The following is a 24,768-nucleotide window of genomic DNA, read 5'->3' as shown; positions in this document are numbered from 1 at the left end:
AACGGTCCATTATGCGGCGATTGTCACTTTGCCCTTTTCTTTTGGTATTGCTTTGGTATGCTTACCGGGCAAGGAGGCCACATGGTGCTTTTTCTGGGAATCGATGGCGGCGGAACCGGGTGCCGGGCGGCGGTCTGCGACCGCGACGGCCGCATCCTGGGGCGTGGCGAGGGCGGGCCGGCCAATATCAACACGGATACCGAACTGGCCGCGCGCAACATCCTGGCCGCGACCGGATCGGCGCTGGCCGGCAGCGGGGCCGCGCTTTCCGACCTGGTCGCCGTGCTGGGCCTTGCCGGGGGCACGATCCGCGCCGCCAGCGCGCGGCTGGACGCGCTGCTGCCCTTCGCCCGCACCCGCATCGTCAATGACGCGGTGACCGCCGCGCGCGGCGCGCTGGGGGAAGACGACGGCATCCTGGCCGCGCTCGGCACCGGCTCGGTCTTCGCGCGGCAACTGGACGGCGAGGTGCGCCAGTTCGGCGGGCGCGGCTTCCTGCTGGGGGACGAGGGCAGCGGCGCCGTCCTGGGCCGCAGCCTGCTGGCCGAGGCGATGCGCGCCGGCGACGGCTTCGCGCCGATGACGCCGCTGCTTGAAGACATCCTGGCCGAGCTTGGCGGGGCCGAGGGCATCATCTCTTTCGGCAACCGCGCCGCGCCCGCCGATTTCGGCGCCTTCGCGCCGCGGATCCTGGGCAGCGACGACCCCGCCGCCCGCCGCATCTTCGACGAGGCGGTTGGCTATGTCCGCCACGTCCTGACCGTGCTGCAGGCGGGGCGGAACCTGCCGGTGGTGTTCCTGGGCGGGCTGGGGCCGCATTACGCGGCGCGGCTGGACGGTCCCTGGCCGCTGCGCCAGCCGCTTGGCAGCGGCGTCGACGGCGCGCTGGCCATGGCCCGGCAGATGGAGGCGCCGGCATGAGCGACCTGTTCACCCCCGCCGATTTCGAGGAGAGCGGCGCCGGCCCGCTCTATGTGCAGCTGCACCGGCTGATCGCCGAGGCCATCGCCTCGGGGCGGCTGAAGCCGGGCGACAGCCTGCCGCCGGAACGCGACATGGCGGCGATGACCGGCCTGTCGCGCGTCACCGTCCGCAAGGGGGTCGAGGCGCTGGTCGCCTCGGGGCAGCTGGTCCAGAAGCGCGGCTCGGGCACCTTCGTCGCGCCGCGGGTCGAGCGGCTGGAACAGGCGCTGTCGCTGCTGACCTCCTTCACCGAGGACATGGCCCGGCGCGGCCGCCGGGTCGAAAGCCGCTGGATCGCCCGCGGCCTGCACGCCCCCGCCCCCGAGGAGGTGATGGCGCTCGGCCTCGGCGCCGGGGACCGCGTGGCGCGGCTGGAGCGGGTGCGCAGCTCCGACGGCGTGCCCCTGGCGATCGAGCGCGCCTCGCTGCCCGCCGCCCTGCTGCCCGATCCCGAGGCGGTCGAGGCCTCGCTCTATGCCGTGCTGGAAGCGCGCGGCAGCCGGCCCGTCCGCGCCGTCCAGCGCATCTCGGCCGCCAACCTTGGCCCGCGCGACGCCGAATTGCTGGGCGTGCCCACCGGCGTCGCCGGCCTGAGGATCGAGCGCGTCTCCTACCTGCCGTCCGGGCAGGTCGTCGAATTCACCCGCTCGCTCTATCGCGGCGATGCCTATGACTTCGCCGTCGAATTGAAGCTGGCCCCGCAGAACCAGGACAATGCTGCCGAAAGGATAGCCCCATGACCGACAGTCAAATGGCCCGCGAAGTGGCCGAGATCCCGCAGGCGGTGGCCCGCTTCCTGGGCCAGTCGCGCGATGCGCTGGCCCAGGCCGCCGATGCCCTGCGCCGCACCGATCCCGCGGTGATCACCACCGTCGCGCGCGGTTCCTCGGACCACGCGGCGACCTATGTGAAATACGCGATCGAGCTTCAGGCGGGCATTCCCGTGGCCTCGGTCGGCCCCTCCATCGCCTCGATCTATGGCCGCCCGCTGCGGCTGGCGGGCGCGGCCAGCATCGGCGTCTCGCAATCCGGCCGCAGCCCGGACATCGCCCGGATGATGCGCGCGGCGGGCGAAGGCGGCGCGCTGACCATCGCCGTCACCAACCATGCCGACAGCCCGATGGCCCAGGCCTCGGCCCATTGCCTGGCGCTGCTGGCGGGCGAGGAGAAAAGCGTCGCCGCCACCAAGACCTTCGTGAATTCGGTCGTGGCGGGGCTGGCGCTGCTGGCGGAATGGCGGCGGGACCAGGCGCTGCAGGAGGCCGTGGCCGCCCTGCCCGACGCCTTCGCGCAAGGAGTGGCGCTGGACTGGTCGCCCCTTGCCGCGCGCCTGTCGCGGGCGCAGCAGGCCTTCGTGCTGGGCCGCGGCCCGGCCATCGCCATCGCCTCGGAGGCGGCGCTGAAGTTCAAGGAGACCTCGGGCATCCATGCCGAGGCCTACAGCGCCGCCGAGGTGCTGCACGGCCCCGCCGCGATCGTCCAGGCGCAGTTCCCGGTCCTGGCCCTGGGGGTCGAGGATGCCGCCCTGCCGCAACTGACCGCCACGGCCGAAAGGCTGGCGGCGCAGGGCGCGGATGTCTTCGTGACCGGCGCCGATGCGCCCGGCGCCACCCGCCTGCCCTCGGTTTCCGGCCTGCATCCGCTGGTTGCGCCGCTGGTGCTGGTCGGCAGCTTCTATGCCATGGTCGAATCGCTGGCCCGGCGGCGCGGCTTCGACCCCGACACCCCGCCGCATCTGCGCAAGGTGACGGAGACGGTGTGATGCATCAGGTCATCGCCGCAAGGCGCCTGTTCGACGGGAACCGCATCCTGGCCGATCACGCGGTCGAGATCGAGGATGGCCGGATCCGCGCCCTGCGCCCCGCCCGCCCCGAGGAGGCGCTGCTGGAGGGGCTTCTGGCCCCCGCCTTCCTGGACTTGCAGGTCAATGGCGGCGGCGGGGCGATGGTCGACGGGACCACCGACCTGGCCGCCCTGCGCCATCTCTGCGCCACCCATCGCCGCCTGGGCGCGGCAGGCATCCTGCCCACGCTGATCACCGACACCCCCCAGGCCACCGCGCAGGTCGTCGCCGCCGGAATCGCGGCGGCGCAAGCGGATGTGCCCGGCTTCCTGGGCCTGCACCTGGAGGGGCCGCATCTGGACCCGCGCCGCAAGGGCGCCCATGATCCGGCGCTGATCCGCCCGATGGGCCAGGACGACCTGGCGCGCCTGTGCGAGGCCGCCCGCCGCCTGCCCGCGCTGATGGTGACGCTGGCGCCCGAGGCCGCGACGCCGGCGCAGATCGCCGCCCTGTCGCAGGCCGGCGCCATCGTCAGCCTGGGCCACAGCGATTGCGATCTGGACACCGCCCGCGCGGCTTTCGCGGCCGGCGCGCGCTGCGCCACGCATCTGTTCAACGCCATGAGCCAGATGGGCCACCGCCAGCCCGGCCTGGTCGGCGCGGTGCTGGCCGGCGAGGGCCATGCCGGGCTGATCGCCGACGGCATCCATGTCCATCCCGCCGCGATGCGGGTGGCGTTGGCGGCGCGGGATTCGGGGATCTTCCTGGTGACCGACTGCATGGCCTTCGCCGGCACCGAGCTGACCGAGATGCCGCTGAACGGGCGACGCGTGCTGCGCCATGACGGCCGCCTGACGCTGGAGGACGGCACGCTGGCGGGGGCCGACCTGACCCTGGCCGAGGCGGTGGGCAACCTGGTCCGCCTGGTGGGCCTGGCCCCCGAACGCGCCCTCGCCATGGCCAGCGCCGAGCCGGCGCGGCTGCTGGGCCAGGACCACCGCTTCGGCCGGCTTGCCCCCGGCCATGCCGCCCAGATGGTGCTGCTGGACGGCGATTACCGGCTGCTGGACGTCTGGTCGGGCGAAGGCTGGCTGAACCCGGCGCGCGACTGACCGGACGGCGGGGCGCGGCGGCAAACCCCGTCGCCGCGCCTGCGCCCCTCGCGGCCCGCGATCCTGCCCGGATCGCGGTCAGAGACCATTCCCGCATCACCGCCGCCGGTTCCTGCATGAAAAATCTCTTTCCCGTTGCCATGGCACATAAATTTGTTTGCCCCAGCGTCATTTTACACGCATAACGTGCATATGGGATTCGCCAATACGCCCTTACGGTGTGTTGTGGTTTCAGATTACGTTAACGGCAGTTCCCAATTTCATTGCCATTGTGCGGCTTTCCGTTCGCGAGGCCGGCTCAAGACAAAGGGGACAGTATGCCACATTATACCGAGATTCCGAACGCGGTTCTGGAAGTTGGCGCCGACCTGACGCTCGTCACGTTGCCCAGCACGCAGATCGTCAACCTCTTCGGACCATCCGAAGAGTTCACGCGGTACGGCGTTCTGGGTGGCGACGACGGAACCACGCTGTCCCAGGGCGACAACATGTCGCTGGTCGACGAAAATGACGATCCGGTCTTTTCGGGCGGCACCTATCTCGGCGAAGCAACGCTCAGTACCGCAGCCGCAACGGTTGGCATTCCGGGCGTCGCCCAGCTGGGCCTTCAGGTCAATCCCGTCAGCGGCCATCTGATGCAAGGCCCGGATGATGGCGTCTACATGATCACCGACGACGAGCTTTCGGCGGCGCGGCTGGGCGTGACTGCGACGATCACCGTCGCAGGCCAGCCATTTACGGTGACGGCTCCGATTTCCGAAATTGCCAATCAGCTTGCCGATCAGGTCGAAAGTACCCTGGGACCCATTCTTGGCGCGGTTCCGGCTGCGGCAATTCGCGGAGCCCAAAACACCATTCAGTCCGCGCTCGACCTCGCCATCGTCACCCTCGAATTCGACCCCGAAGGCACGCTGGAGCTTGACCCCGACGACGTGGTCCCCTGCTTCACCCGCGGCACGCTGATCGAGACCGCCTCGGGCCCCGTCGCGGTCGAGGATCTGAAGGTCGGCGACCTGGTGCGCACCCGCGACAACGGCCTGCAGCCCATCCGCTGGATCGGCAGCCGCAAGCTGGGCCGCGCGGGGCTGGCCGCCAAGCCCAACCTGCGCCCGATCCGGATCCGCGCCGGCGCGCTTGGCACGGGCACGCCCTCGGCCGACCTGCTGGTCTCGCCCCAGCACCGCATCCTGGTCCGGTCGCGGATCGCGCAGCGCATGTTCTCGACCGCCGAGGTGCTGGTCGCGGCCAAGCAGTTGCTGCAACTGGACGGCATCGAGATCGCCGACGATCTGGAGACGGTGGACTATTTCCACATCCTCTTCGACCGGCACGAGGTGGTCTATTCCAACGGTGCCGAAACCGAATCGCTCTATACCGGCCCGCAGGCGCTGGCCGGTGTGGGCAAGGCAGCGCGGGAGGAGATCTTCGCGCTGTTCCCGACGCTTGCGGAGACCGAAGACGAACCGCAAGCGGCGCGCCTTCTGCCCTCGGGGCGCCAGGCGCGCAAGCTGGCCGTGCGGCACCTGCAGCACGGCAAATCCCTGGTCATGTAACCACCTGCTTCCCTCACCACTCCGGTCATGGTCCGGCCCGCCTGTCCTGGCGGGCCGGACTGCTTTCGGGCCTCGGGCCGGGCATGGCGCGGCGATTGAACTCGACCCGCAGGCCCGGTATGGTCCGCGGGCGGCCAGGACCCGGATCCCCGCCAGATGGTTGTTATCGCTGACGGAATCCCGGCCGGAACCGGCAACGCCCCCTACGGAGAACGAGACATGAGCGAGATCAAGCGCATCGAATGCGGCAAGAGGATGAGCCAGGCGGTCGTCGCCAATGGCATGGTCTGGCTGGCCGGGCAGGTCGGCGAACCCGGCGCCAGCGTCGCGGACCAGACCCGCGCGGTGCTGGCGCAGGTCGACCGGCTGCTGGCCGAGGCCGGCACCGACAAGACCCGCATCGTCTCGGCCCAGATCTGGATGGCCGACATGGCCGATTTCGCGCAGATGAACGCGGTCTGGGACGAATGGGTCGCCGAGGGCCACGCCCCCGCCCGCGCCACCGGCGAGGCGAAGCTGGCCACGCCCGACTACAAGGTCGAGATCATCGTGACCGCGCTTCTGTAACCGCCCGCAGCACCGAGCGCGCCGCGCGAAGGCCCGGCGCCTCGCCTCCCTTGCCCAGCCGGTCCATGGTCAGGTCCATGGCATCCAGCTGCGCCTTGCGCGCGCCCATGTCCTCCAGCACCGTCTGCAGCGCGGCGGCCAGCGGCCCCGGCTGGCAGCGCCGGCCCAGGAATTCCGGCACCGCGCGGGTCTCGCTGACCAGGTTGACCAGCGTGACCGTGTCGGTGCGCAGCAGAAGCCCGACCAGCAGCCGGCTGACCGGCGCCATGTCATAGCCGATCACCATCGGCACGCGATTGGCGGCCAGCTCCAGGCTGACCGTGCCCGAGGCGGCCAGCGCCAGATCCGCCGCGGCGAAACCCGCGCGCTTCTCGTCGGGATCCTCGACCACCACCGGGGCATCGGGCCAGCGCCGGGTCATCTCGCGCACCATCGAGGCCACGCCGGGCACGGTGGGCAGCACGACGCGGATCTCGGGTACGCGGTCGCGCAGCCGGATCAGCGCCTCGTCGAAGCGGCCGGCCAGGCGGCCGACCTCCGAGCGGCGTGATCCCGGCAGGCACAGCACCACCGGCGCGTCCGGGGCGATGCCATGAGCGGCGCGGAACTGCGCGGCCTCGTCGGGGCCGGCGACGGGCGCGGTGGCGATCGGATGGCCGACGAAATCGCAGCTCATCCCGGCGGCATGCATGTAGGGCGGCTCGAAGGGCAGGATCGCCAGCACATGGTCGATCACCCCGGCCATCTTCGCCGCCCGCCCCGGCCGCCAGGCCCAGACCGAGGGCGCGACATAATGAATGGTGCGCAGATCCGGCCGCGCCGCACGGACCAGCCGCGCCACCCGCAGGCAGAAATCCGGGCTGTCGATGGTGATCAGCGCATCCGGCGCCGCGTCCTGGACCGCCTCCGCCGTCTGGGCGATGCGGCGCTTCAGCTGGCGGTATTTCGGCAGCACCTCCCAGATGCCCATCAGGCTCAGCTCGTCCATCGCGAACAGGCTCTCCAGCCCCTGGCCGGCCATCTCCGGGCCGCCGATGCCGACGAATTCCACATCCGGCAGCAATTCGCGAAGCCCGGCCATCAGCGCCGCGCCCAGCTGGTCGCCCGAGGGCTCTCCTGCGATCAGAAAGAACTTCATGCCGCCCGCCTGCCAGCTCGTTTCATGGGTATTTGGGACAACGAAGAAGACGCGACTTCGTTTCTCTGTTGTTCAAATACCCATTGGCGACCGCGCCCACAAGAACATCCCCGCCGTTTCCGCGCGGCGGATGGATTCGACCCGGTCCAGCAGGATCACGCCCCCGGCCTCCCAGGCGATGCCGGCAAGGCCCGCCGCGGCCGCCTGGGTCACGCTGTCGGGGCCAAGCGTCGGCAGGTCGATGCGCCGGTCCTGGCCCGGCTTCGGCGCCTTGTAGAAGACGCCGCGCGCGCCTTTGGGATTGGGCCGCAGATCGGCGTGGCAGGCGACGAAATCCAGCATGGCGGCGGTGCCGGGCAGGGTCTCGATCGCCATGCACAGCCCCTGCGCCACCACCGCGCCCTGGCCGATATCCAGCCCGCCGAGCGCGGCCAGGATGGCGGCGGCGCGGTCGGCGTCGCGCTGGTCCGCCTCTGACGGCGCGCCGGTCAGAATGCCGTCTTCCGGGATCAGTTCGGGGGCGATTTCGTTTACGGAACAGATCTTCAGGCCGTTTTCCTCGAACACGTCGAGGACCGCGCGCAGGGCCGCGTCGTCGCCCGACTGCATCGCCATCATGATCCGCGGCACCAGTTGCGCGGTGCGCGCGTCGAAGGCTTCGGGTTCCAGTCGCGGGCGGCGGATGGCGCCGGCGAAGACCACCCGTTCCACGCCCTGGTCGATCAGGCTGTCCAGGAACGGCACCAGCCGCTCCAGCCGGAAGGGGGCGGCGGCGACGCCGTCGGGGGCGAAGCCCTCCAGCGCATAGACCAGCGGGTCGCCCAGCGCGGCGATGATGGCCGGGGCAAGCGCGCCCTGCCCGGCGATGACGGCGATGCGGCTCATGCGGGTTTCGGGGTCAGGAAGCTGCGCTCCGAGGGGCCGAGGATGAAGTCCAGGACGTCGCGTTCCATCGCCGTCGCCTCGGCACCGGCGCGTGCGCGCGCCGTGTCGCGGAACGCCCCGCCGCCAAGCGCCGCCAGCAAGTCGCGCAGCGCGGCGATGTCGCTGCGGCTGGCCCCGCGGCGCTTGAGGCCCACCAGGTTCAGCCCGTCCAGATGGCCGCGCGGCCCCTGCACCAGCCCGTAGGGGATCACGTCCGCCGTCACCATCGTGACCGCGCCGATCATCGCGCCCCGGCCGATGCGCACGAACTGATGCACGCCCGACAGCCCGCCGACGATCACGTCGTCCTCCAGCACGCAATGGCCGGCGACCGAGGCGTTGTTGACCAGGATCACCCGGTCGCCAAGCTGGCAATCATGGGCAACGTGGCTGCCGGCCATGAACAGCCCGTCATCGCCGATCCGGGTGACGCCGCCGCCGCCCTCGGTGCCGGGATTCATCGTCACGTATTCGCGGATCCGGTTGCGGGCGCCGATCTCCAGCCGCGCGCGCTCGCCGCGGAACTTCAGGTCCTGGGGGATCTCGCCGATCGAGGCGAAGGGGAAGATCACCGTGCCCTCGCCCACCGAGGTCTCGCCGGTCACGACGACATGCGATTTCAGCACCACCCCGGCGGCCAGGCTGACCTGCGGGCCGACGACGCAAAAGGGGCCGATCTCGACCCCTTCGCCGATCTGCGCCCCCGGCTCGATCACGGCCGAGGGGTGGATGCGGGTGTCACTCATCTTCTTTGCGCGCCATCATGGCCGTGAATTCGGCCGAGGCGCAGAGTTGGCCGTCGACCAGCGCCCGGCCCTCGAATTTCCAGATCTTGCCGCCGCCGCGGATGGCCTTGACATGCAGCTCAGCGACATCGCCCGGCACCACCATGCGGCGGAACTTGCATTTGTCGATGCCCATGAAATAGGTCAGCATCGGCTGGTCGATGATGTTCATGCTGATGCCGACCACGATGGCCGCGGTCTGGGCCATGGCCTCGACCAGGGTGACGCCGGGCATCACCGGCTCGTCGGGGAAATGGCCCTGGAAATGCGGCTCGTTGCAGGTGACGTTCTTGATGCCGACACCGCCTTCGAAGGGCACGATGTCGCGCACCTTGTCGATGAACAGGAAGGGATAGCGATGCGGGATGATCCGCTTGATGAGGCTGAGATCGGCCTCGGTATAGGGGGCTGGATTGCGCGTTGCCTCTGCCATGTCCGTTCCTTCAGGCGATTTTCAACGGGTTACCAATGCCCATGACCATTGGCAAGCGCGACCGGATCAGGCCCGGCCCGGCGCGTCCGGCATCGGCGAGCCGCCGCCGCCGCCGCTTCCCCGCCGCCCCTCGGCCAGCCAGCCCGCCAGGATCAGCCCGGCGACCAGGCCCAGCCAGGCCCAGCCGGGCAGCAGCGGGCGCCGCTCCAGCCCGGTGACGGTGGCCGCGTCGCGGCTGGTGATCGCGATCCAGTCGCCCGCGACGCCCTGGCCATGGGCGCGGCGGCCTTCGGGCACCACGCGCAGGTCGGGGACGCCCTCGGACAGGTTCAGCACCGCGCCGCCCGAGGCCTCGGCCAGCGGGGCCAGGGCCTCGCCGCTGGCCACGGTCTGCTCGAACTCGCGCGGCGCGGCGGGCCCCAGCGCCAGCACCCGGCGCAGATCGCCGTCTTGCAACCGGTAGAGCCCCGGCTCGGGCGCGGTCCAGTCGCCGGTGAAGCGGCCCGGCCCGTCCTCGGCCAGCGGCACCTCCTCGACCGTGCCGTCGGGGCGGGTGATCGCCACGGGCCCGGCATCGGGCTGCATCGTCCGCCGCGTCAGCCGCACCTGCAGCCCGTCCGAGACATCGGCCAGCAGCGCCTCTTCCTCCAGCTCGGGCTCCTTCATCGACCAGTGCGCGATGCGGCGCAGCAGTTCCAGCTGCGGCCCGCCGCCCTCGAAGCCGCGCCCCCACAGCCAGACCTGGTCCGAGGCCAGAAGCGCCACGCGCCCCTCGCCCACCCGGTCCAGCAGCAGCAGCGGGCGGTCGTCCACGCCGGTCATCACCACCTGCGCCTGCGCATCGGGCGTCACCTCGACCATGCGCAACCAGCGACCCCAGCCGTCCCCGGCCCCGGCCTCGTTCCCGGCCCCATCGGCGGGCGCACCGGGCAGGGCCGTGGTCACCGGATGGCGCCGCCCGTCATCGCTCAGCTGCGGGCGGAAGGGCTCGTCGACGACCCGGCCGGTGGGGCGCGCGGGCAGGATCGGGCCCAGGGGCGACAGGCTGAGGCTTTCGACGCTGGCCAGTTCCGGCCCCGCCGCCACCAGGATCGCGCCGCCCTCGCGCACATAGCGGGCGATGTTCATGTAATAGTCGGGCGGTAGGATGCCCCGGACGCTGTAGCGGTCGAAGATGATCAGGTCGAAATCGTCGATCCGCTCCAGGAACAGCTCGCGCGTGGGGAAGGCGATCAGCGCCAGCTCGTCCACCGGCACGCCGTCGGACTTGTCGGGCGGGCGCAGGATGGTGAAATGGATCAGGTCCACCGCCGCGTCGGATTTCAGCAGGTTGCGCCATGTCCGTTCGCCGGCATGCGGCTCGCCCGAGACCAGCAGGACGCGCAGCCGGTCGCGCACGCCGTTGATGCTGATCGCGGCGGCATTGTTGCGGTCGGTCAGCTCGGGCGGCCCGGCCTCGCTGGCGGGCGCGTCGAAGCCGATCTGCACGGTGTTCTGGCCGGCATGGGCCAGCCGCAGCGGCATCTCCAGCGACAGGCCGGGAGGGACGGCGAAGACCTGTTCCTCCTCGCCGTCGATGCTGATGCGCAGGTTGGCGGAGCGGCCCTGCACGTCGTCGGGGACGGCGCCCTGGTCCTCGACGCGCAGGCGGATGCTGACCTCCTGGTCGATCAGGCCGAAGGCGGGGGCCTCCTCGATCACCAGGCGGCGGTCCCAGTCCTGGGGCTGGCCGGTCAGCAGCGTGTGGATCGGCGCGGGGGCGGCGGCGGGCAGCATCGCCGGGTCGTGCAGCCGGCCGTCGGTCAGCGCGATCACCCCGGCCAGCCGCGCCTCGGGCTCGGCGGCGATGGCGCGGGAAAGCGCGGTGGCCAGAAGCGTGCCGTCATCGTCGTCGCCCAGGGTCACGCGGCGCAGCTCGGTCCCCGGCAGCGCGGCGATCTGCGTCTCCAGCGCCTCCAGCGCCGCATCGGTCTGGCCCGCGCGGCCCGGCAGCGACTGGCTGGCGGAACGGTCGTCCAGCAGGATCACGATGTCCGACAGCCCCGCCCGGCTGCCCAGCTCCAGCGCCGGGCCGGCCAAGGCCAGCGCGGCGGCCAGCCCCGCAAGGCCCCGCCAGGCCCAGCCGCGCAACCCCCGCCACAGCGCGAAGCCCGCGACCAGCAGCGCCAGCCCGGCCAGCGCGGCGATCGCCCACCAGGGCAGCGCGGGATCGAAGCGCAATGCCGTCGCCGAAAGGTTCATCGGGCCAGATCCTCTTCCACGCGCAGCCGGTCCAGCAGCGCCGGCACATGGACCTGGTCGGACTTGTAGTTGCCGGTCAGCACATACATGATCAGGTTGACCCCGAAGCGCCAGGCCAGCTCGCGCTGATGCTCGCCCTCCCAGCCGCGGCCGATGGGAAACAGCGGCATCCCGTCATCGCCCAGGGCCCAGGCCTCGGCCCAGGAATTGCCGCCGATCACCACCGGGCTGACGCCGTCGTTCAGCTGCCGGAAGCCGCCCTCGACGGCGGCCTCGGACACGGGTGCCTCGGCCCAGACCGGCTGGCCCTGCCAGCGACCGGGGAAATCCGAAAGCAGGTAGAAGGTGCGGGTCAGGACGTGATCGTCGGGGATGGGCGCCAGCGGCGGGATCTCCAGCGGCGCGGCCAGGCTTTGCAGCGCCGCGCTCATGTCCGGGCCGCCCACGCCGGCGATGTCGCCGTCGCGCGTGTCGAACAGGATCATCCCGCCCGAGCGCAGGAAGTGGTTCAGCCGCAGATAGGCCTGCGGCGAAGGCAGCGGCTGGCTGTCGGTCACCGGCCAGTAGAGGAAGGTCAGCACCGACAGCTCGTCCTGGTCCAGGTCGATGGCGACCGGCGCGCCGGGCTCGACCGAGCTGCGCTGGCGCAGCACCATGGACAGCCCGCGCAGCCCCTCGTGCGAGATCTCGTCGACCTCCTCGTCCCCGGTCAGCACATAGGCCAGCGCGACCTCGTCGGCGGCGCGGATCAGCTCGGCGTTCAGCTCGCCCTGCTGCGCCGTCGCGGGCGGCGGCGACAACGCCAGCAGCCCGGCCAGCAGCAGCGCGGTGGACCGTCCCTGGCCGCGTCCCTGGCCCCGGTGGCCGCGGGCCAGCCAGGCCGATCCCAGCGCGTCCAGCGCCAGAAGGATCGCGGCGGCGGCCAGAAGCGCACCCTTCAGGTCGCGCCCCGCGCCCTCGGCCCGGTCCTCGATCCGGGCGCCGGGCCAGGTCGCCAGCGCGAAATCGCCGCCCGCGTTCAGCGCCACGTGGCGATCCCCGGCGGCATAGATCCCGGCGGGATGGTCGGGGCCGGGGCCATCGGCCAGCGCCTCGGCGGGCACCGGGGCCAGCCCCTCGGCCGGCTGGGCGCGGCCGAAGCCGTCCAGCAGCGTCCGAGGCGTCCAGAAGGGATGTTCGCGATCCTCGGCCAGCGCCTCGGCCGGGCTGCTGCGGGCGGTGGCGATCAGCCGTTCCAGCATCTGCACGAACAGGCCCGAGATCGGCAGGTTCGACCATTCGGCATTGGCGGTGACGTGGAACAGCACCAGCTGCCCCTGGCCTTGCCGGGCCTGGGTGACCAGCGGCGTGTTGTCGGTCAGCGCGGCGATGGTGCGCTCGGCCAGGTCGGGGGCGGGCTGCGGCATCAGCTGGGCGCGGATCGCCACGTCCTCGGGCGCGGGCAGCCCGGCGAACAGCCCGTCCGAGGCGAAGGGCCTGACGCCGCGCGGGTCGCCCCAGCTCAGCGCGCCGCCGATGTCGCGCCCGCCCTGGCGCAGCTGCACCGGCAGCAGCGGCTCCTCGACCAGCCGGTCATAGGCGGCCATGCGCGGCCCGGCGAAACGGATCAGCAGCCCGCCCTCCTCGACCCAGCCGGCCAGCTCGCCGGCCTCGGCCAGCTCGACCTGGTCGGCCAGGATGATGACGTCGGGCGCGGTGTCCAGGACGTCGCCAAGCCCGCCCTCGACCAGGTCGGTGGTCGGCGCCAGCGCCCGGCGCAGGTAATGCAGCGGAGACAGCAATTGCTGGCCCTCGGCCTGGCGGTCGGCATCGCCCACCAGCCCGACCTTGTGACGCCGCACCCGGTCGTCGGCCAGCACCACGGCGCCGGCATGGGCCACGCCCTCGACCTGGAAGCGGGTGATGCGGTTGCGCAGCTCGGGCGGCAGGTCGATGGCCACCGGCCGCGTGGCGACGCCGCGTTCGCCCGAGGCATCGCCCGGCGCCAGCCGCGCCAGCTCGCGCTCCACCCCCTGCGGATCGGGGCCGATGGCCAGCACGGCGGGCGCCGCATCGTCGGTCGAGGTCAGCGTCAGCGAGGGCGTCTCGCCGTCATGCAGGCTCAGCGCGCGGACGGGGCCCGAGGGCGGCAGCACGGTGACGCCGCCGCGCTCGGCCAGCGCGGACAGCCAGGCGGCGCGATGCGGATGGTCCAGCCCGTCGGCGATCCACAGGGTCGAGAACCGCCCCTGCGGCAGGTCGGCCAGCGCGGCGGCGGGATCCTCGGGCAGCGTGGTTTCCCATGCGACGGGCTGCGCCGCGCGCAGCCGCGCCAGCAGCGCATCGGCGGGCTGGAAGCTCAGCGCGCCGGGATCCGCGCGGCCATCCGCCAGCAGCAGCGCGGCGGGACGGCCATCGGCGGCGGCCTCGGCCAGGGCGCGCTCGGCGCGGGCCTGGCGCGCGGGCCAGTCGGGCGCGGCCGCCCAGCCGGCATCCATCAGCACCAGCAGCGGGCCGTCGGCATCGTCCTGCGGCGCCGGCTTCCAGACCGGCCCGGCAAAGGCCAGGATCAGCGCCGCGATCGCCGCCAGCCGCAGCAACAGCAGCCACCAGGGCGTGCGCCGCGCCACCGGCTGCCGGTCCACCAGCCCGCGCAGCAGCGCCACGCCCGGAAACTCCACCCGGCGCGGGCTGGGCGGCATGGCGCGCAGGATCAGCCACAGCACCGGCAGCAGGGCCAGCGCCGTCAGCACCCATGGCGCCGCGAATCCCAGGGGCCCGAGGATCAGCATCAGCCCCCCAGCACCTGATACAGCCATTCCAGCGCCACCGCGGGCGCGTGATCGGTCGCGTGATGGCCGAAATGCCAGCCCGCGCCCGCCGCCTGCGCCGACAGCCAGTCGCGCCGCTCGGCCAGCCGCTGCAGATAGGCGGCGCGCAGCCCCTGCGCGTCGCGGCTGTCATGCGAAAGCCGGCCGGACAGCGACCGGAAAACCACCGCGCCGGCATAGGGGAAGGCTTCCTCGTCCGGGTCCAGCAGCTGCATCATCGCGCCGCGCACCCCCATCGCCGAGGCGCGGGCCAGAAGCGGCGGCAGCCAGTCGGGGCGTTCCAGGAAATCGCCGATCAGCACCAGCCGCTGGTTGGGGCGCAGCGCGTCGGCATCGGGCTGGTCGTCGTCGCCGGCCACGGGCGCGGCCGTCACCAGCGCCTCGGCGATGCGATCGCCCTGGACGCGGCCGGCGCGGGCGGGCTGGCCCAGAAGGCCGACCTTCTCGCCCCCGCGCAGCAGCACCATGGCCAGAGCCAGCGCCAGAAGCCGCGCGCGGGCGGCCTTGGTCGGCCGGCCGGGCCCGCCGGCGAAATCCATTCCCTGCCCGCCCGAGACCCAGATCGCCACCGCCTGCGCCGTCTGCGCCTCGCGGTCGCGGACGAATTGCGCGTCCGACCGGGCCGAGCGGCGCCAGTCGATGGCCCGCGCGCTGTCGCCCTGCGCGGCGGGGCGGTATTGCCAGAAATCCTCGCCCGGACCGGCGCGGCGCAGGCCATGCGCGCCGGGCGCGACCATCGCGGCCAGCCGCTCGGCCGAGAGGATCAGGCCGGGCAGATGCGCGCTGGCCGCCTCGGCGCGCGAGCGCAGTTCGGCCATGCGTGGTTTGGGGGGCGTCATGGGCAGGCTGTTCGGCGGCAAGGGGCAGACCTCATGCGGCGTGGCGGCTGTGGGTCCGTTCGTCCAGGATGCGCCCGATCACGCCATCGACGTTTTCGCCCCGCGCGCGGGCGGCGAAGGACAGCGCCATGCGGTGGCGCAGGACCGGCGCGGCCATGGCCTCGACATCCTCCAACGTCGGCGCGAAGCGGCCGTTCAGCGCCGCCCGCGCCCGCGTGACCAGCATCAGCGCCTGCGCGGCGCGCGGCCCCGGCCCCCAGACCAGCGTGTCGCCGACGAATCCCGCCGCCTCGGGGGCGCCGGGGCGACAGGCGCGCACCAGGTCCAGGATCGATTCGACCACCGCCTCGCCCACCGGCATCTGCCGGATCAGGCGCTGCGCCGCGATCAGTTCCGCCGGGTCGAAGACGGCATGGGACGCGCCCTCCTCGATGCCGGTCGTGGCCAGCAGGATCTCGCGCTCGGTGTCGCGGTCCGGGTAATCGACGTCGATCTGCAGCAGGAAGCGGTCCAGTTGCGCCTCGGGCAGCGGATAGGTGCCCTCCTGCTCGATCGGGTTCTGGGTGGCCAGCACATGGAAGGGCCGCCCCAGCGGGCGGTGCTGGCCGCCCACCGTCACCTCGCGTTCCTGCATGGCCTGCAGAAGCGCCGACTGCGTGCGGGGGCTGGCGCGGTTGATCTCATCGGCCATCAGAAGCTGGGTGAAGACCGGGCCCTCGATGAAGCGGAAGGCGCGGCTGCCGTCGGGCAGCACGTCCAGAACCTCGGAACCCAGGATGTCGGCGGGCATCAGGTCGGGGGTGAACTGGATGCGCTGGCTGTGCAGCCCCATCACCGTGGCCAGCGTGTCGACCAGCATGGTCTTGCCCAGGCCGGGCTGGCCCACCAGAAGCGCGTGCCCGCCCGACAGGATCGCCGCCAGCACCTGCTCGACCACGCCATGCTGGCCGACGAAGCGCTGCTCGATGCTGCTGCGCGCCCCGGCCAGCTTCTGGCCAAGCTGCGTCACCTGCTGCACCAGAATTTCATCCGAAGCCATGACAATGCCTTTCTCCTGCTCTAGACCAGCATATGCAACCAAATCACGGGCGACCACATCCAATGGCCGATCAGTCTGACAAAAGCGTGAGTGCAGAGGGCATTGCCGAAGCCGCAAGCAAGGCGGCCAAGGCGGGCGGGCTGCCGCCGGTGCATCTGTGGAACCCGCCCTTCTGCGGCGACCTGGACATGGAGATCCGCGCCGACGGCACATGGTTCTATCAGGGCACGCCGATCGGGCGCCCGGCCATGGTGCGGCTGTTTTCCACCATCCTGAAGCGCGAGGGCGACAGCTTCTTCCTGGTCACCCCGGTCGAGAAGGTCGGCATCCGCGTCGTCGATGCGCCCTTCGTGGCGACCGATGCCGACATCCTCCGCGACCGCATCACCTTCACCACCAATGTCGGCGACCGGGTGACGGCCGATGCCGAACATCCGATCATCCTGCGCGGCGACGCGACCGAGCCGCGCCCCTATGTGATGGTGCGCGCGGGCCTGGAGGCGCTGATCGACCGCAAGACCTTCTACCGGCTGGCGGCGGCGGCCTCGGACGGGCCGGGCGGCCGGACCGGCGTGCGCTCGGCCGGGCAGTTCTTCGCCCTGGAACCCTGAGGTCCCGATGCCGCGTTTCGCCGCCAACCTGACCATGCTGTTCACCGAACTGCCGATGCAGGACCGCTTCGCCGCCGCGGCCCATGCGGGCTTCACCGGGGTCGAGATCCTGTTTCCCTATGACATCGCCGCGAAGGACCTGTCGCGGGCGGCCACCGCCGCCGGGGTCGAGATGGTGCTGCTGAACACCCCGCCGCCGAACTGGGCCGGCGGGCCGCGCGGCTTCGCCGCCGAGCCGGGGCGCGAGGAACGCTTCCGCCACGATTTCGACCGCGCGCTGCGCTTCGCCCAGGCGCTGCGGGCGCGCCACATCCACGTCATGGCCGGCCGGGCCGAGGGCGACGCCGCGCGGGCGGTCTTCGTCGAGAACCTGCGATGGGCGGTCCAGCGCGCGCCCCATGCCAGCCTGACCATCGAGCCGATCAACCGGATCGACATGCCGGGCTATTTCCTGGCGGATTTCGACCTGGCCGCGGCGATCATCGAGGAGATCGGCGCCCCCAACCTGGGCCTGCAGTTCGACGCCTATCACGCGCAACGGATCACCGGCGACGTGGCCGGCACCTGGGCGCGCGTGGCGCCGCATGTGCGCCATGTGCAGATCGCCGGCTATCCGGGCCGCCACGAGCCCGTGGGCGGCGAGATCGACTGGCCGGCCTTCTTCGCGATGGTCGATTCCAGCGGCTATCGCGGCTGGATCAGCGCCGAATACAACCCCGAGGGCCATACCGAGGCCGGGCTGGGCTGGCTGCCCCGCCGCTGAATCCCGTCCCAGAACCGCGCCGCCGCATCGGCAGGGAAAACGCCGCGGCGACGGAACCCGCCGCAAGCCGCGCTCGTTTCCCTGGCAAGGGCAACGGACGCGGCGATGCGCGACGGGGCCGCGAACCGACAAAGGGAGAAGCCCATGAACTCGATCATCTATATCGTCGGACTGGTCGTCATCGTCCTGTTCATCCTGTCCTTCCTGGGCCTGCGCTGACGCGCGGGGCAAGGCGGCCCACCCCGGCGCCACCCTGCGTCCCGGCCCGGCGGGGATGCGCGGTGGCGAAATCATCCGCATTCCGCCGCGGCGGGCGCCGGACGCAACGGCACCGCCGCGCGGAAGGATGCAGCAGGCCCCATGGCCGGCGTTTTTCACTGGTCATTCCGGCCATGCCACGTTAGGGCAGCCGCGAAACGCTGAAGAAGGCCCCCATGGATATCCGCAATATCGCCATCATCGCCCATGTCGACCACGGCAAGACCACCCTGGTGGACCAGCTGCTGAAACAGTCGGGCTCCTTCCGCGAGAACCAGGCCGTCGCGGAACGCGCCATGGACAGCAACGACATCGAGCGCGAGCGCGGCATCACCATCCTGGCCAAGGCCACCTCGGTCGAGTGGAAGGGCACGCGGATCAACATCGTCGACACCCCCGGCCACGCCGATTTCGGCGGCGAGGTCGAGCGCATCCTGTCGATGGTCGACGGCGTCTGCCTGCTGGTCGATGCCGCCGAAGGCCCGATGCCGCAGACGAAATTCGTGACCTCGAAGGCGCTGGCCCTTGGCCTCAAGCCCATCGTGGTGCTGAACAAGGTCGACAAGCCCGCCGCCGAGCCCGACGACGCGCTGAACGACGTCTTCGACCTGTTCGCCAATCTGGGCGCCAGCGACGAGCAGCTGGATTTCCCGCATCTCTATGCCTCGGGGATCGGCGGCTGGGCGGACGAGGTGCTGGACGGCCCGCGCAAGGACATGTCGGCGCTGTTCGACCTGATCCTGAAACATGTCGAGCCGCCCAGGCAGATCGCCCGCGCGGCCGAGCCGTTCCAGATGCTGGCCACCACGCTTGGCGCCGACAACTTCCTGGGCCGCCTGCTGACCGGCCGGGTCGAGGCGGGAACCGCCAGGGCCGGCGACACGCTGAAGGCCCTGTCGCGCGACGGCGAGCGGATCGAGCAGTTCCGCATCAGCAAGATCCTGGCCTTCCGCGGCCTGACCCAGACCCCGATCGACGTCGCCGAGGCCGGCGACATCGTGACCATCGCCGGCATGGCCAAGGCCACCGTGGCCGACACGCTCTGCGCGCCCGAGGTGACGACCGCCCTGCCCGCGCAGCCCATCGACCCGCCCACCATCAGCGTGACCTTCGGCATCAACGACAGCCCGCTGGCCGGCCAGGACGGCAAGAAGGTCCAGTCCCGCGTCATCCGCGAGCGGCTGATGCGCGAGGCCGAGGTCAACGTCGCCATCAAGGTCGAGGACACGCCGGGCGGCGAGGCCTTCGTGGTCTCGGGCCGCGGCGAATTGCAGATGGGCGTGCTGATCGAGAACATGCGCCGCGAGGGTTTCGAGCTGTCGATCAGCCGCCCCCGCGTCATCTTCCGCGAGGAAGACGGCCAGCGGCTGGAGCCGGTCGAGGAAGTCATCATCGACGTGGATGACGACTATACCGGCGCGGTGATCGAGAAGCTGACCGGCGAGCGCAAGGGCGAGATGGTCGACATGCGTCCCGCCGGCCACGGCAAGACCCGGATCGTCGCGCATGTGCCCTCGCGCGGGCTGATCGGCTATCACGGCGAATTCATGACCGACACGCGCGGCAACGGCGTCTTGAACCGCATCTTCCACGGCTGGGCGCCCTACAAGGGGGCCATCCAGGGCCGCCGCCAGGGCGTGCTGATCTCGATGGAGGATGGCGTCTCGGTGGCCTATGCGCTGTGGAACCTGGAAGACCGCGGCAAGATGTTCATCGGCGCGCAGGAACAGCTGTACCAGGGCATGATCATCGGCGAGCATTCGCGCGACAACGACCTGGAAGTGAACCCGCTGAAGGGCAAGAAGCTGACCAACGTGCGCGCCTCGGGCACCGACGAGGCCGTGCGCCTGACGCCGCCGGTCCGCATGTCGCTGGAAGAGGCCATCGCCTATATCAACGACGACGAGCTGGTCGAGGTGACGCCGCGAAACATCCGGCTGCGCAAGCGCTTCCTGGACCCGCACGAGCGCAAGCGCCAGGCCCGCGCGGAAGGCTGATGACGGATCGCCGGCCGGGGCAGCATGACTGCGCCCGGCTGGCAACCTGTCTAAAAGGCGAACTGGCGGCAACCGACAAGCTTCGGTAAAATATCACCATATTTGTCGCAGTTCCGGGAGGAGATCGGAAGAACCGACAGGCAGCCACGATCCGGCATCCCTGACGTTGCCGGGCATGGATTTGTCTTTTGGAATCATCGATCTGCCCCATGAAATTGCCATTACATAAGTAAATTTCAACTAGAAATTTAATAGATCAAGTTTAGTCTATTTTCAGTTGAAACGGTGCTTGCTTATGGTGCATCTCTTGCGAGAAGATTGAACGGTGTCGTTTAGCCATTGCTCTCGGTGCCATTCCCGACGCCGGTCAGGATCGCGTAACTTTGCCCTGCACTGGGGGAACGGAAATGTATGATCAGAAGCCGGACGGGAGCGGACTTCATCAGCGCACCATCGCCGCGGCGATGGACCTGCTGCGTCATCCGGCGGCAACGCCCCCGTCCCTGGCGCAGATCGCCGCCGAGGCCGGGGCGAACCTCGATGATGTCGCGGGGATCTTTCCCGACGTGGATGCGGTCTACGAGGCCGCGGCCGAACAGGCGCTGCTGTGGCTGCATGACAGCTGCGTCAAGGCGGTGGTCAAGGTCAATCCCGACGACGCGGTGGCCCAGTTCGGCGCGCTTGGCGAGGCCTATATCGAATGGGCCGTGCAGCATGAACGCTATTTCCGCCTGATCTCGGGCGGGCATCTGGTGCAGCTTGTCGGCAATCCGCGGCTGCAGCGCTATCACGATTCGATGCGCGAACTGATGCAGCGGATGCTGGAGCGGGCGCGCGATTGCGGGCACCTGGCCCCGAACGAGAACATTCCGCTGATGGTGATCTCGGGCCGCAGCTTCGCCTATGGGCTGGCGCGGATGATCGTCGACGGGCGGATGGCGGAATGGTATCCGGGCACGCCGCCGATGATCGCCGCCAAGCAGGCGCTGCACGACTTCATGACCCGCATCGCCCGCGGCTCGCGGCCAAGACCCTCTGCCGCCCCGGCCGCGACCGCCCCGGCCTGACGAATCACGCGCCGGGACAGGCGCGCGGATCGCGGCGAAAACCGCGCCGGCCGCCGCAAAAGCGTGTCCCTTGGGACGCGCGGGCGGCTTCCTGCGGGAACTGAACCGATTCGGACAGCTGATTGCGCGCATTTCCTTTGCCTTCCGCCGGGTAAGGGGGCAGAATTTTCCTGATTGGGGTTCGCCCCTCTGCCGAGACCCTTCCGCCGGGACCCGCCTTTCGCGGATCGGGCGCAGGGTCGCCGCGGGTCCGGCACCGTGGCCGGAGAACCGCCTGGCGGACGGATGGGCGAGGATCGGCGGCTTGACCGCCGACATCGAGGAGAGGGCAGCATATTGCCGCTTTCCAGGCTGCGGCAGGTCTGGGGTTCTGCCGCAGCCGCCCTGCGGGGTGCATCCGTTGCGATCAGCCCCCTGGCGCCCCATCGCCCCTTTCGGTCCGCCGCCGCTTGCGCTATCCCCCGGCAGGCACGGGACAAAAGAGGCAAGCGCAGTGACCGATTACATCATTCGAGACATCAGCCTGGCCGATTTCGGGCGCAAGGAACTGGACATCGCCGAAACCGAGATGCCCGGCCTGATGGCGCTGCGCGCTGAATATGGCGCGGCCAAGCCGCTGGCCGGGGCGCGGATCGCCGGCAGCCTGCACATGACCATCCAGACCGCCGTGCTGATCGAGACGCTGGTGGCGCTTGGCGCCGAGGTGCGTTGGGCGTCCTGCAACATCTATTCCACCCAGGACCACGCGGCGGCGGCGATCGCGGCCTCGGGCGTGCCGGTCTTCGCCATCAAGGGCGAGACGCTGGCCGAATACTGGTCCTATACCGACCGGATCTTCCAGTTCGCTGAAGGCAGCGCGAACATGATCCTGGACGATGGCGGCGACGCGACCATGTATGTGCTGCTGGGCGCGCGGGTCGAGGCCGGCGAGACCGGCCTGATCGACGTGCCGACCAGCGAGGAGGAAGAGGCGCTGTTCGCCCAGATCCGCATGCGCATGGCGGAAACCCCCGGCTGGTTCACCCGCCAGCGCGACGCGATCCGCGGCGTCTCCGAGGAGACCACGACCGGCGTGCATCGCCTCTATGACCTGCACAGGAAGGGGCTGCTGCCCTTCCCGGCGATCAACGTCAACGACAGCGTCACCAAGTCGAAATTCGACAACAAGTATGGCTGCAAGGAATCGCTGGTCGACGGCATCCGCCGCGCCACCGACGTGATGATGGCGGGCAAGGTCGCCGTTGTCTGCGGCTATGGCGACGTGGGCAAGGGCTCGGCCGCCAGCCTCCAGGGCGCCGGCGCGCGGGTCAAGGTGACCGAGGTCGACCCGATCTGCGCGCTTCAGGCCGCGATGGACGGGTTCGAGGTGGTGCTGCTGGAGGATGTGGTGGCGTCGGCCGACATCTTCATCACCACCACCGGCAACCGCGACGTGATCCGCATCGAGCATATGCGCGAGATGAAGGACATGGCCATCGTCGGCAATATCGGCCATTTCGACAACGAGATCCAGGTCGCCGCGCTGAAGAACCACAAATGGACCAACGTCAAGGACCAGGTGGACATGATCGAGATGCCCTCGGGCAACCGCATCATCCTGCTGTCTCAGGGCCGCCTGCTGAACCTCGGCAATGCGACCGGCCATCCGAGCTTCGTCATGTCGGCCAGCTTCACCAACCAGGTGCTGGCCCAGCTCGAGCTGTGGACCAAGGGCGGCGACTATGCCCCCGGCGTCTACATCCTGCCCAAGGCGCTGGACGAAAAGGTCGCGCGCCTGCATCTGGACAAGATCGGGGTCAAGCTGACACAACTGTCGCGCGAACAGGCCGATTACATCGGCGTGACGCCCGAAGGCCCGTTCAAATCCGATCATTACCGGTATTAAGCCCATGACCGAATATTCGCTGTTCACCTCGGAATCCGTCTCCGAGGGCCATCCCGACAAGATCGCCGACCAGATCAGCGACGCGATCCTCGATTCCATCCTGGAACAGGACCCCCGCGCCCGCGTCGCCTGCGAGACGATGGTCAAGACCGGGGTGGCGATCATCTCGGGCGAGATCTCGACCAATGCCTGGGTGGACCTGGAATCCATCGTGCGCGGCGTCATCAACGATATCGGCTATACCTCGTCCGATGTCGGCTTCGACGGCGCGACCTGCTCGGTCATCAACATCATCGGCAAGCAGTCGCCCGAGATCAACCAGGGCGTCGACCGCGAAAGCCTGGAGGAACAGGGCGCGGGCGACCAGGGGCTGATGTTCGGCTATGCCAGCGACGAGACCGACGTGCTGATGCCCGCCCCGATCACCTATGCGCATCGCCTGGTCGAGCGCCAGTCGAAGGTGCGCCGCGACGGCACCCTGCCCTGGCTGCGCCCGGACGCGAAGTCGCAGGTGACGCTGCGCTATGCCGAGGACGGCCGCCCCGAAGGGATCGACGCGGTGGTGCTGTCCACGCAGCACAATCCCGAGATCGCGCTGGCCGAGCTGCGCGAGGCGGTGATCGAGGAGATCATCAAGCCGGTCCTGCCCGCCGAATGGCTGTCCGAGGCGACCAAGTATTTCATCAACCCGACGGGCAAGTTCGTGATCGGCGGGCCGGTCGGCGATTGCGGGCTGACCGGGCGCAAGATCATCGTCGACAGCTATGGCGGCATGGCGCGCCATGGCGGCGGGGCGTTTTCGGGCAAGGATCCGTCCAAGGTGGACCGCTCGGCCGCCTATGCCGGGCGCTGGGTGGCCAAGAACATCGTCGCGGCCGGGCTGGCCAGCCGCTGCGAGATCCAGATCAGCTATGCCATCGGCGAGGCGCAGCCGACCTCGATCTCGCTGAATACCTTCGGGACCGAGACGGTGGCCCATGACCGGATCGTCAAGGCGGTGCGCGAGGTCTTCGACCTGCGGCCCTTCGCGATCATCCGCGACCTGGACCTGCTGCACCCGATCTATCGCCCGACCGCCACCTATGGCCATTTCGGGCGCGCGCCCTATCCGCTGGCCGGGGCGACGGCCTTCAGCTGGGAACGGACCGACCGCGCCGAGGCGTTGAAGGCCGCGCTGAGCTGAGATCGCGGGAAGGGGGGCGCTGCCCCCCTGGCCCCCCGGGATATTTGGGCCAAGATGAAAGAGGTTCAGGCGCCGGGGCCGTAGAGCTTGCTTGCGCGGTCCTCGAAGGCGCGGACGATGCGGGACATGGCCTCGTGGAAGACGACGCCGATCAGCTTCTGCAGGATGGCGTTGCGGAACTCGAAATCGACGAAGAATTCGACATGGCTGCCGCCCTCGGGGCGGTCGGTGAAGGTCCAGCCGCTGCGCATGTGGCGGAACGGGCCGTCCAGGTATTCGGTGTCGATCCGCAGCCTGCCGGTCTGGGGATCGGCGGGCCACAGCACGACCCGGCTGCCGAAGCGTTCGCGGAACACCTTGAAGCTGATGACCAGGTCGGCGGCGATCTCCTCGGCCCCGTCGGGCAGCGGGCGGCGCGCGCGGATCCGGGCCGCGCTGTTCCAGGGCAGGAACTGGGGATAGCTTTCGATGTCGGCGACCAGGTCGAACATCTGGCGGGCGCTGTAGGGAAGGTCGCGGCTGTCCTGGTGGTGGGGCAAGGGCGTCTCTTGAAGTTCGGCGCGGGATGGCTTTCGATACGCCGCGTCACTTAGCGGGGAAGCGGGCGATGAACAACCTGATCTGGCTGCTGCGCGCATCGAAATGGGCGCGAAACCCGCCAAGCGCGCGGCGGGTCAAGCTGGTGCTGGCGGTCATCGCGCTGGCCATCGCCATCGTGGCGATCGAGAAGCTGGGCTTCTGGCCCGAATGGGCGCAGATGGAACACGGCCGCGGCGGCCCGCGCCTGCCGCGCTGAGCCGGCCCCCGTCAGCGCCGG

At 70.3% G+C, this 24,768-nt stretch carries 22 protein-coding genes; 13 read left to right on the top strand and 9 right to left on the bottom strand.

Translation table 11 applies throughout. The features are described from left to right. The first annotated feature begins 81 nt into the window (after window positions 1-81). The 6 genes from C9E82_RS16475 to C9E82_RS16450 all read left to right on the top strand — a co-directional run bounded on the left by C9E82_RS16475 (window position 82) and on the right by C9E82_RS16450 (window position 5,978). On the top strand, window positions 82-921 hold the full coding sequence (locus C9E82_RS16475; RefSeq protein WP_119899260.1) for a glucosamine kinase nucleotide-binding domain-containing protein: 840 nt from the start codon (window positions 82-84) through the stop codon (window positions 919-921). Continuing rightward, window positions 918-1,703, top strand: a complete 786-nt coding sequence (locus C9E82_RS16470; RefSeq protein WP_119899258.1) for a GntR family transcriptional regulator — start codon at window positions 918-920, stop codon at window positions 1,701-1,703. Before C9E82_RS16475 ends, C9E82_RS16470 begins: the two co-directional genes overlap by 4 nt. Next, on the top strand, window positions 1,700-2,725 hold the full coding sequence (locus C9E82_RS16465; RefSeq protein ID WP_119899256.1) for an SIS domain-containing protein: 1,026 nt from the start codon (window positions 1,700-1,702) through the stop codon (window positions 2,723-2,725). Before C9E82_RS16470 ends, C9E82_RS16465 begins: the two co-directional genes overlap by 4 nt. Further along, complete coding sequence (gene nagA, locus C9E82_RS16460; protein ID WP_119899254.1) at window positions 2,725-3,858, top strand: N-acetylglucosamine-6-phosphate deacetylase; 1,134 nt, start codon at window positions 2,725-2,727, stop codon at window positions 3,856-3,858. Before C9E82_RS16465 ends, nagA begins: the two co-directional genes overlap by 1 nt. 317 nt (window positions 3,859-4,175) lie before the next feature. Continuing rightward, the gene (locus C9E82_RS16455) at window positions 4,176-5,411 is read left to right on the top strand and encodes a Hint domain-containing protein (RefSeq protein ID WP_244936035.1); all 1,236 of its coding nucleotides are present in this window, start codon (window positions 4,176-4,178) and stop codon (window positions 5,409-5,411) included. 219 nt (window positions 5,412-5,630) lie between these two features. Further along, entirely contained in the window at window positions 5,631-5,978 is a 348-nt protein-coding gene (locus C9E82_RS16450; RefSeq protein ID WP_119899251.1) for a RidA family protein, read from the top strand. Here the strand turns inward: C9E82_RS16450 and lpxB are convergent. The 8 genes from lpxB to C9E82_RS16410 all read right to left on the bottom strand — a co-directional run bounded on the left by lpxB (window position 5,956) and on the right by C9E82_RS16410 (window position 16,187). Next, window positions 5,956-7,116 (bottom strand): lipid-A-disaccharide synthase, encoded by a 1,161-nt coding sequence (lpxB, locus tag C9E82_RS16445; protein ID WP_119899249.1) that lies wholly within the window; start codon window positions 7,114-7,116, stop codon window positions 5,956-5,958. The genes C9E82_RS16450 and lpxB overlap by 23 nt on opposite strands. Before the next feature lie 72 nt (window positions 7,117-7,188). Next, window positions 7,189-8,001, bottom strand: a complete 813-nt coding sequence (locus C9E82_RS16440; protein ID WP_119899247.1) for an LpxI family protein — start codon at window positions 7,999-8,001, stop codon at window positions 7,189-7,191. Beyond that, window positions 7,998-8,786, bottom strand: coding sequence for an acyl-ACP--UDP-N-acetylglucosamine O-acyltransferase (gene lpxA / locus C9E82_RS16435; RefSeq protein WP_119899244.1), 789 nt, complete (start codon window positions 8,784-8,786; stop codon window positions 7,998-8,000). The genes C9E82_RS16440 and lpxA overlap by 4 nt, the downstream gene beginning before the upstream one ends. Then, the gene (fabZ, locus tag C9E82_RS16430; protein WP_119899242.1) at window positions 8,779-9,258 is read right to left on the bottom strand and encodes a 3-hydroxyacyl-ACP dehydratase FabZ; all 480 of its coding nucleotides are present in this window, start codon (window positions 9,256-9,258) and stop codon (window positions 8,779-8,781) included. The genes lpxA and fabZ overlap by 8 nt, the downstream gene beginning before the upstream one ends. A gap of 66 nt (window positions 9,259-9,324) precedes the next feature. Further along, the gene (locus C9E82_RS16425) at window positions 9,325-11,499 is read right to left on the bottom strand and encodes a hypothetical protein (RefSeq protein ID WP_119899240.1); all 2,175 of its coding nucleotides are present in this window, start codon (window positions 11,497-11,499) and stop codon (window positions 9,325-9,327) included. Further along, window positions 11,496-14,270, bottom strand: a complete 2,775-nt coding sequence (locus C9E82_RS16420) for a DUF4159 domain-containing protein (RefSeq protein WP_119899238.1) — start codon at window positions 14,268-14,270, stop codon at window positions 11,496-11,498. Before C9E82_RS16420 ends, C9E82_RS16425 begins: the two co-directional genes overlap by 4 nt. Next, window positions 14,270-15,148, bottom strand: coding sequence for a DUF58 domain-containing protein (locus tag C9E82_RS16415; RefSeq protein ID WP_119899265.1), 879 nt, complete (start codon window positions 15,146-15,148; stop codon window positions 14,270-14,272). The genes C9E82_RS16420 and C9E82_RS16415 overlap by 1 nt, the downstream gene beginning before the upstream one ends. 31 nt (window positions 15,149-15,179) lie before the next feature. Then, window positions 15,180-16,187, bottom strand: coding sequence for an AAA family ATPase (locus C9E82_RS16410; RefSeq protein ID WP_119899236.1), 1,008 nt, complete (start codon window positions 16,185-16,187; stop codon window positions 15,180-15,182). A 62-nt stretch (window positions 16,188-16,249) separates the two neighbouring features. On the opposite strand from C9E82_RS16410, the gene C9E82_RS16405 reads away from it, so the two are divergent. From C9E82_RS16405 to metK, 6 genes are all read left to right on the top strand, one after another. After that, complete coding sequence (locus tag C9E82_RS16405) at window positions 16,250-16,798, top strand: DUF1285 domain-containing protein (RefSeq protein ID WP_119899234.1); 549 nt, start codon at window positions 16,250-16,252, stop codon at window positions 16,796-16,798. Between the two features lie 7 nt (window positions 16,799-16,805). After that, on the top strand, window positions 16,806-17,561 hold the full coding sequence (locus C9E82_RS16400) for a hydroxypyruvate isomerase family protein (protein ID WP_119899232.1): 756 nt from the start codon (window positions 16,806-16,808) through the stop codon (window positions 17,559-17,561). 434 nt (window positions 17,562-17,995) lie between these two features. Beyond that, window positions 17,996-19,816, top strand: coding sequence for a translational GTPase TypA (gene typA / locus C9E82_RS16395; RefSeq protein ID WP_119899229.1), 1,821 nt, complete (start codon window positions 17,996-17,998; stop codon window positions 19,814-19,816). 407 nt (window positions 19,817-20,223) lie between these two features. Continuing rightward, window positions 20,224-20,883, top strand: coding sequence for a TetR/AcrR family transcriptional regulator (locus C9E82_RS16390; RefSeq protein WP_119899227.1), 660 nt, complete (start codon window positions 20,224-20,226; stop codon window positions 20,881-20,883). 493 nt (window positions 20,884-21,376) lie between these two features. Beyond that, window positions 21,377-22,768, top strand: a complete 1,392-nt coding sequence (ahcY, locus tag C9E82_RS16385) for an adenosylhomocysteinase (protein WP_119899225.1) — start codon at window positions 21,377-21,379, stop codon at window positions 22,766-22,768. 4 nt (window positions 22,769-22,772) lie between these two features. Then, window positions 22,773-23,951, top strand: coding sequence for a methionine adenosyltransferase (gene metK, locus C9E82_RS16380; protein ID WP_119899223.1), 1,179 nt, complete (start codon window positions 22,773-22,775; stop codon window positions 23,949-23,951). A gap of 65 nt (window positions 23,952-24,016) precedes the next feature. Here metK and C9E82_RS16375 read toward each other — a convergent pair whose 3' ends face one another. Continuing rightward, entirely contained in the window at window positions 24,017-24,490 is a 474-nt protein-coding gene (locus tag C9E82_RS16375; protein WP_119900453.1) for a type II toxin-antitoxin system RatA family toxin, read from the bottom strand. 68 nt (window positions 24,491-24,558) lie between these two features. On the opposite strand from C9E82_RS16375, the gene C9E82_RS16370 reads away from it, so the two are divergent. Beyond that, complete coding sequence (locus C9E82_RS16370) at window positions 24,559-24,747, top strand: hypothetical protein (RefSeq protein ID WP_119900454.1); 189 nt, start codon at window positions 24,559-24,561, stop codon at window positions 24,745-24,747. The last annotated feature ends 21 nt before the right edge of the window (window positions 24,748-24,768 follow it).

It is taken from the genome of Paracoccus sigandri (assembly GCF_003709565.1).
In the GTDB taxonomy this organism is placed as follows: domain Bacteria; phylum Pseudomonadota; class Alphaproteobacteria; order Rhodobacterales; family Rhodobacteraceae; genus Paracoccus; species Paracoccus siganidrum.
This window is presented reverse-complemented; position numbering and strand designations above follow the sequence as displayed.

Coding starts and splice junctions, on each gene's coding strand:
- nagA (WP_119899254.1), top strand. CDS start 2,725: ATGCATCAGGTCATCGCCGCAAGGCGCCTGTTCGACGGGAACCGCATC.
- C9E82_RS16390 (WP_119899227.1), top strand. CDS start 20,224: ATGTATGATCAGAAGCCGGACGGGAGCGGACTTCATCAGCGCACCATC.
- lpxA (WP_119899244.1), bottom strand. CDS start 8,786: ATGAGTGACACCCGCATCCACCCCTCGGCCGTGATCGAGCCGGGGGCG.
- C9E82_RS16470 (WP_119899258.1), top strand. CDS start 918: ATGAGCGACCTGTTCACCCCCGCCGATTTCGAGGAGAGCGGCGCCGGC.
- C9E82_RS16420 (WP_119899238.1), bottom strand. CDS start 14,270: ATGCTGATCCTCGGGCCCCTGGGATTCGCGGCGCCATGGGTGCTGACG.
- C9E82_RS16450 (WP_119899251.1), top strand. CDS start 5,631: ATGAGCGAGATCAAGCGCATCGAATGCGGCAAGAGGATGAGCCAGGCG.
- C9E82_RS16475 (WP_119899260.1), top strand. CDS start 82: ATGGTGCTTTTTCTGGGAATCGATGGCGGCGGAACCGGGTGCCGGGCG.
- C9E82_RS16405 (WP_119899234.1), top strand. CDS start 16,250: ATGGCCGATCAGTCTGACAAAAGCGTGAGTGCAGAGGGCATTGCCGAA.
- C9E82_RS16465 (WP_119899256.1), top strand. CDS start 1,700: ATGACCGACAGTCAAATGGCCCGCGAAGTGGCCGAGATCCCGCAGGCG.
- C9E82_RS16370 (WP_119900454.1), top strand. CDS start 24,559: ATGAACAACCTGATCTGGCTGCTGCGCGCATCGAAATGGGCGCGAAAC.
- C9E82_RS16440 (WP_119899247.1), bottom strand. CDS start 8,001: ATGAGCCGCATCGCCGTCATCGCCGGGCAGGGCGCGCTTGCCCCGGCC.
- typA (WP_119899229.1), top strand. CDS start 17,996: ATGGATATCCGCAATATCGCCATCATCGCCCATGTCGACCACGGCAAG.
- C9E82_RS16410 (WP_119899236.1), bottom strand. CDS start 16,187: ATGGCTTCGGATGAAATTCTGGTGCAGCAGGTGACGCAGCTTGGCCAG.
- metK (WP_119899223.1), top strand. CDS start 22,773: ATGACCGAATATTCGCTGTTCACCTCGGAATCCGTCTCCGAGGGCCAT.
- C9E82_RS16455 (WP_244936035.1), top strand. CDS start 4,176: ATGCCACATTATACCGAGATTCCGAACGCGGTTCTGGAAGTTGGCGCC.
- C9E82_RS16425 (WP_119899240.1), bottom strand. CDS start 11,499: ATGAACCTTTCGGCGACGGCATTGCGCTTCGATCCCGCGCTGCCCTGG.
- C9E82_RS16415 (WP_119899265.1), bottom strand. CDS start 15,148: ATGACGCCCCCCAAACCACGCATGGCCGAACTGCGCTCGCGCGCCGAG.
- lpxB (WP_119899249.1), bottom strand. CDS start 7,116: ATGAAGTTCTTTCTGATCGCAGGAGAGCCCTCGGGCGACCAGCTGGGC.
- fabZ (WP_119899242.1), bottom strand. CDS start 9,258: ATGGCAGAGGCAACGCGCAATCCAGCCCCCTATACCGAGGCCGATCTC.
- C9E82_RS16400 (WP_119899232.1), top strand. CDS start 16,806: ATGCCGCGTTTCGCCGCCAACCTGACCATGCTGTTCACCGAACTGCCG.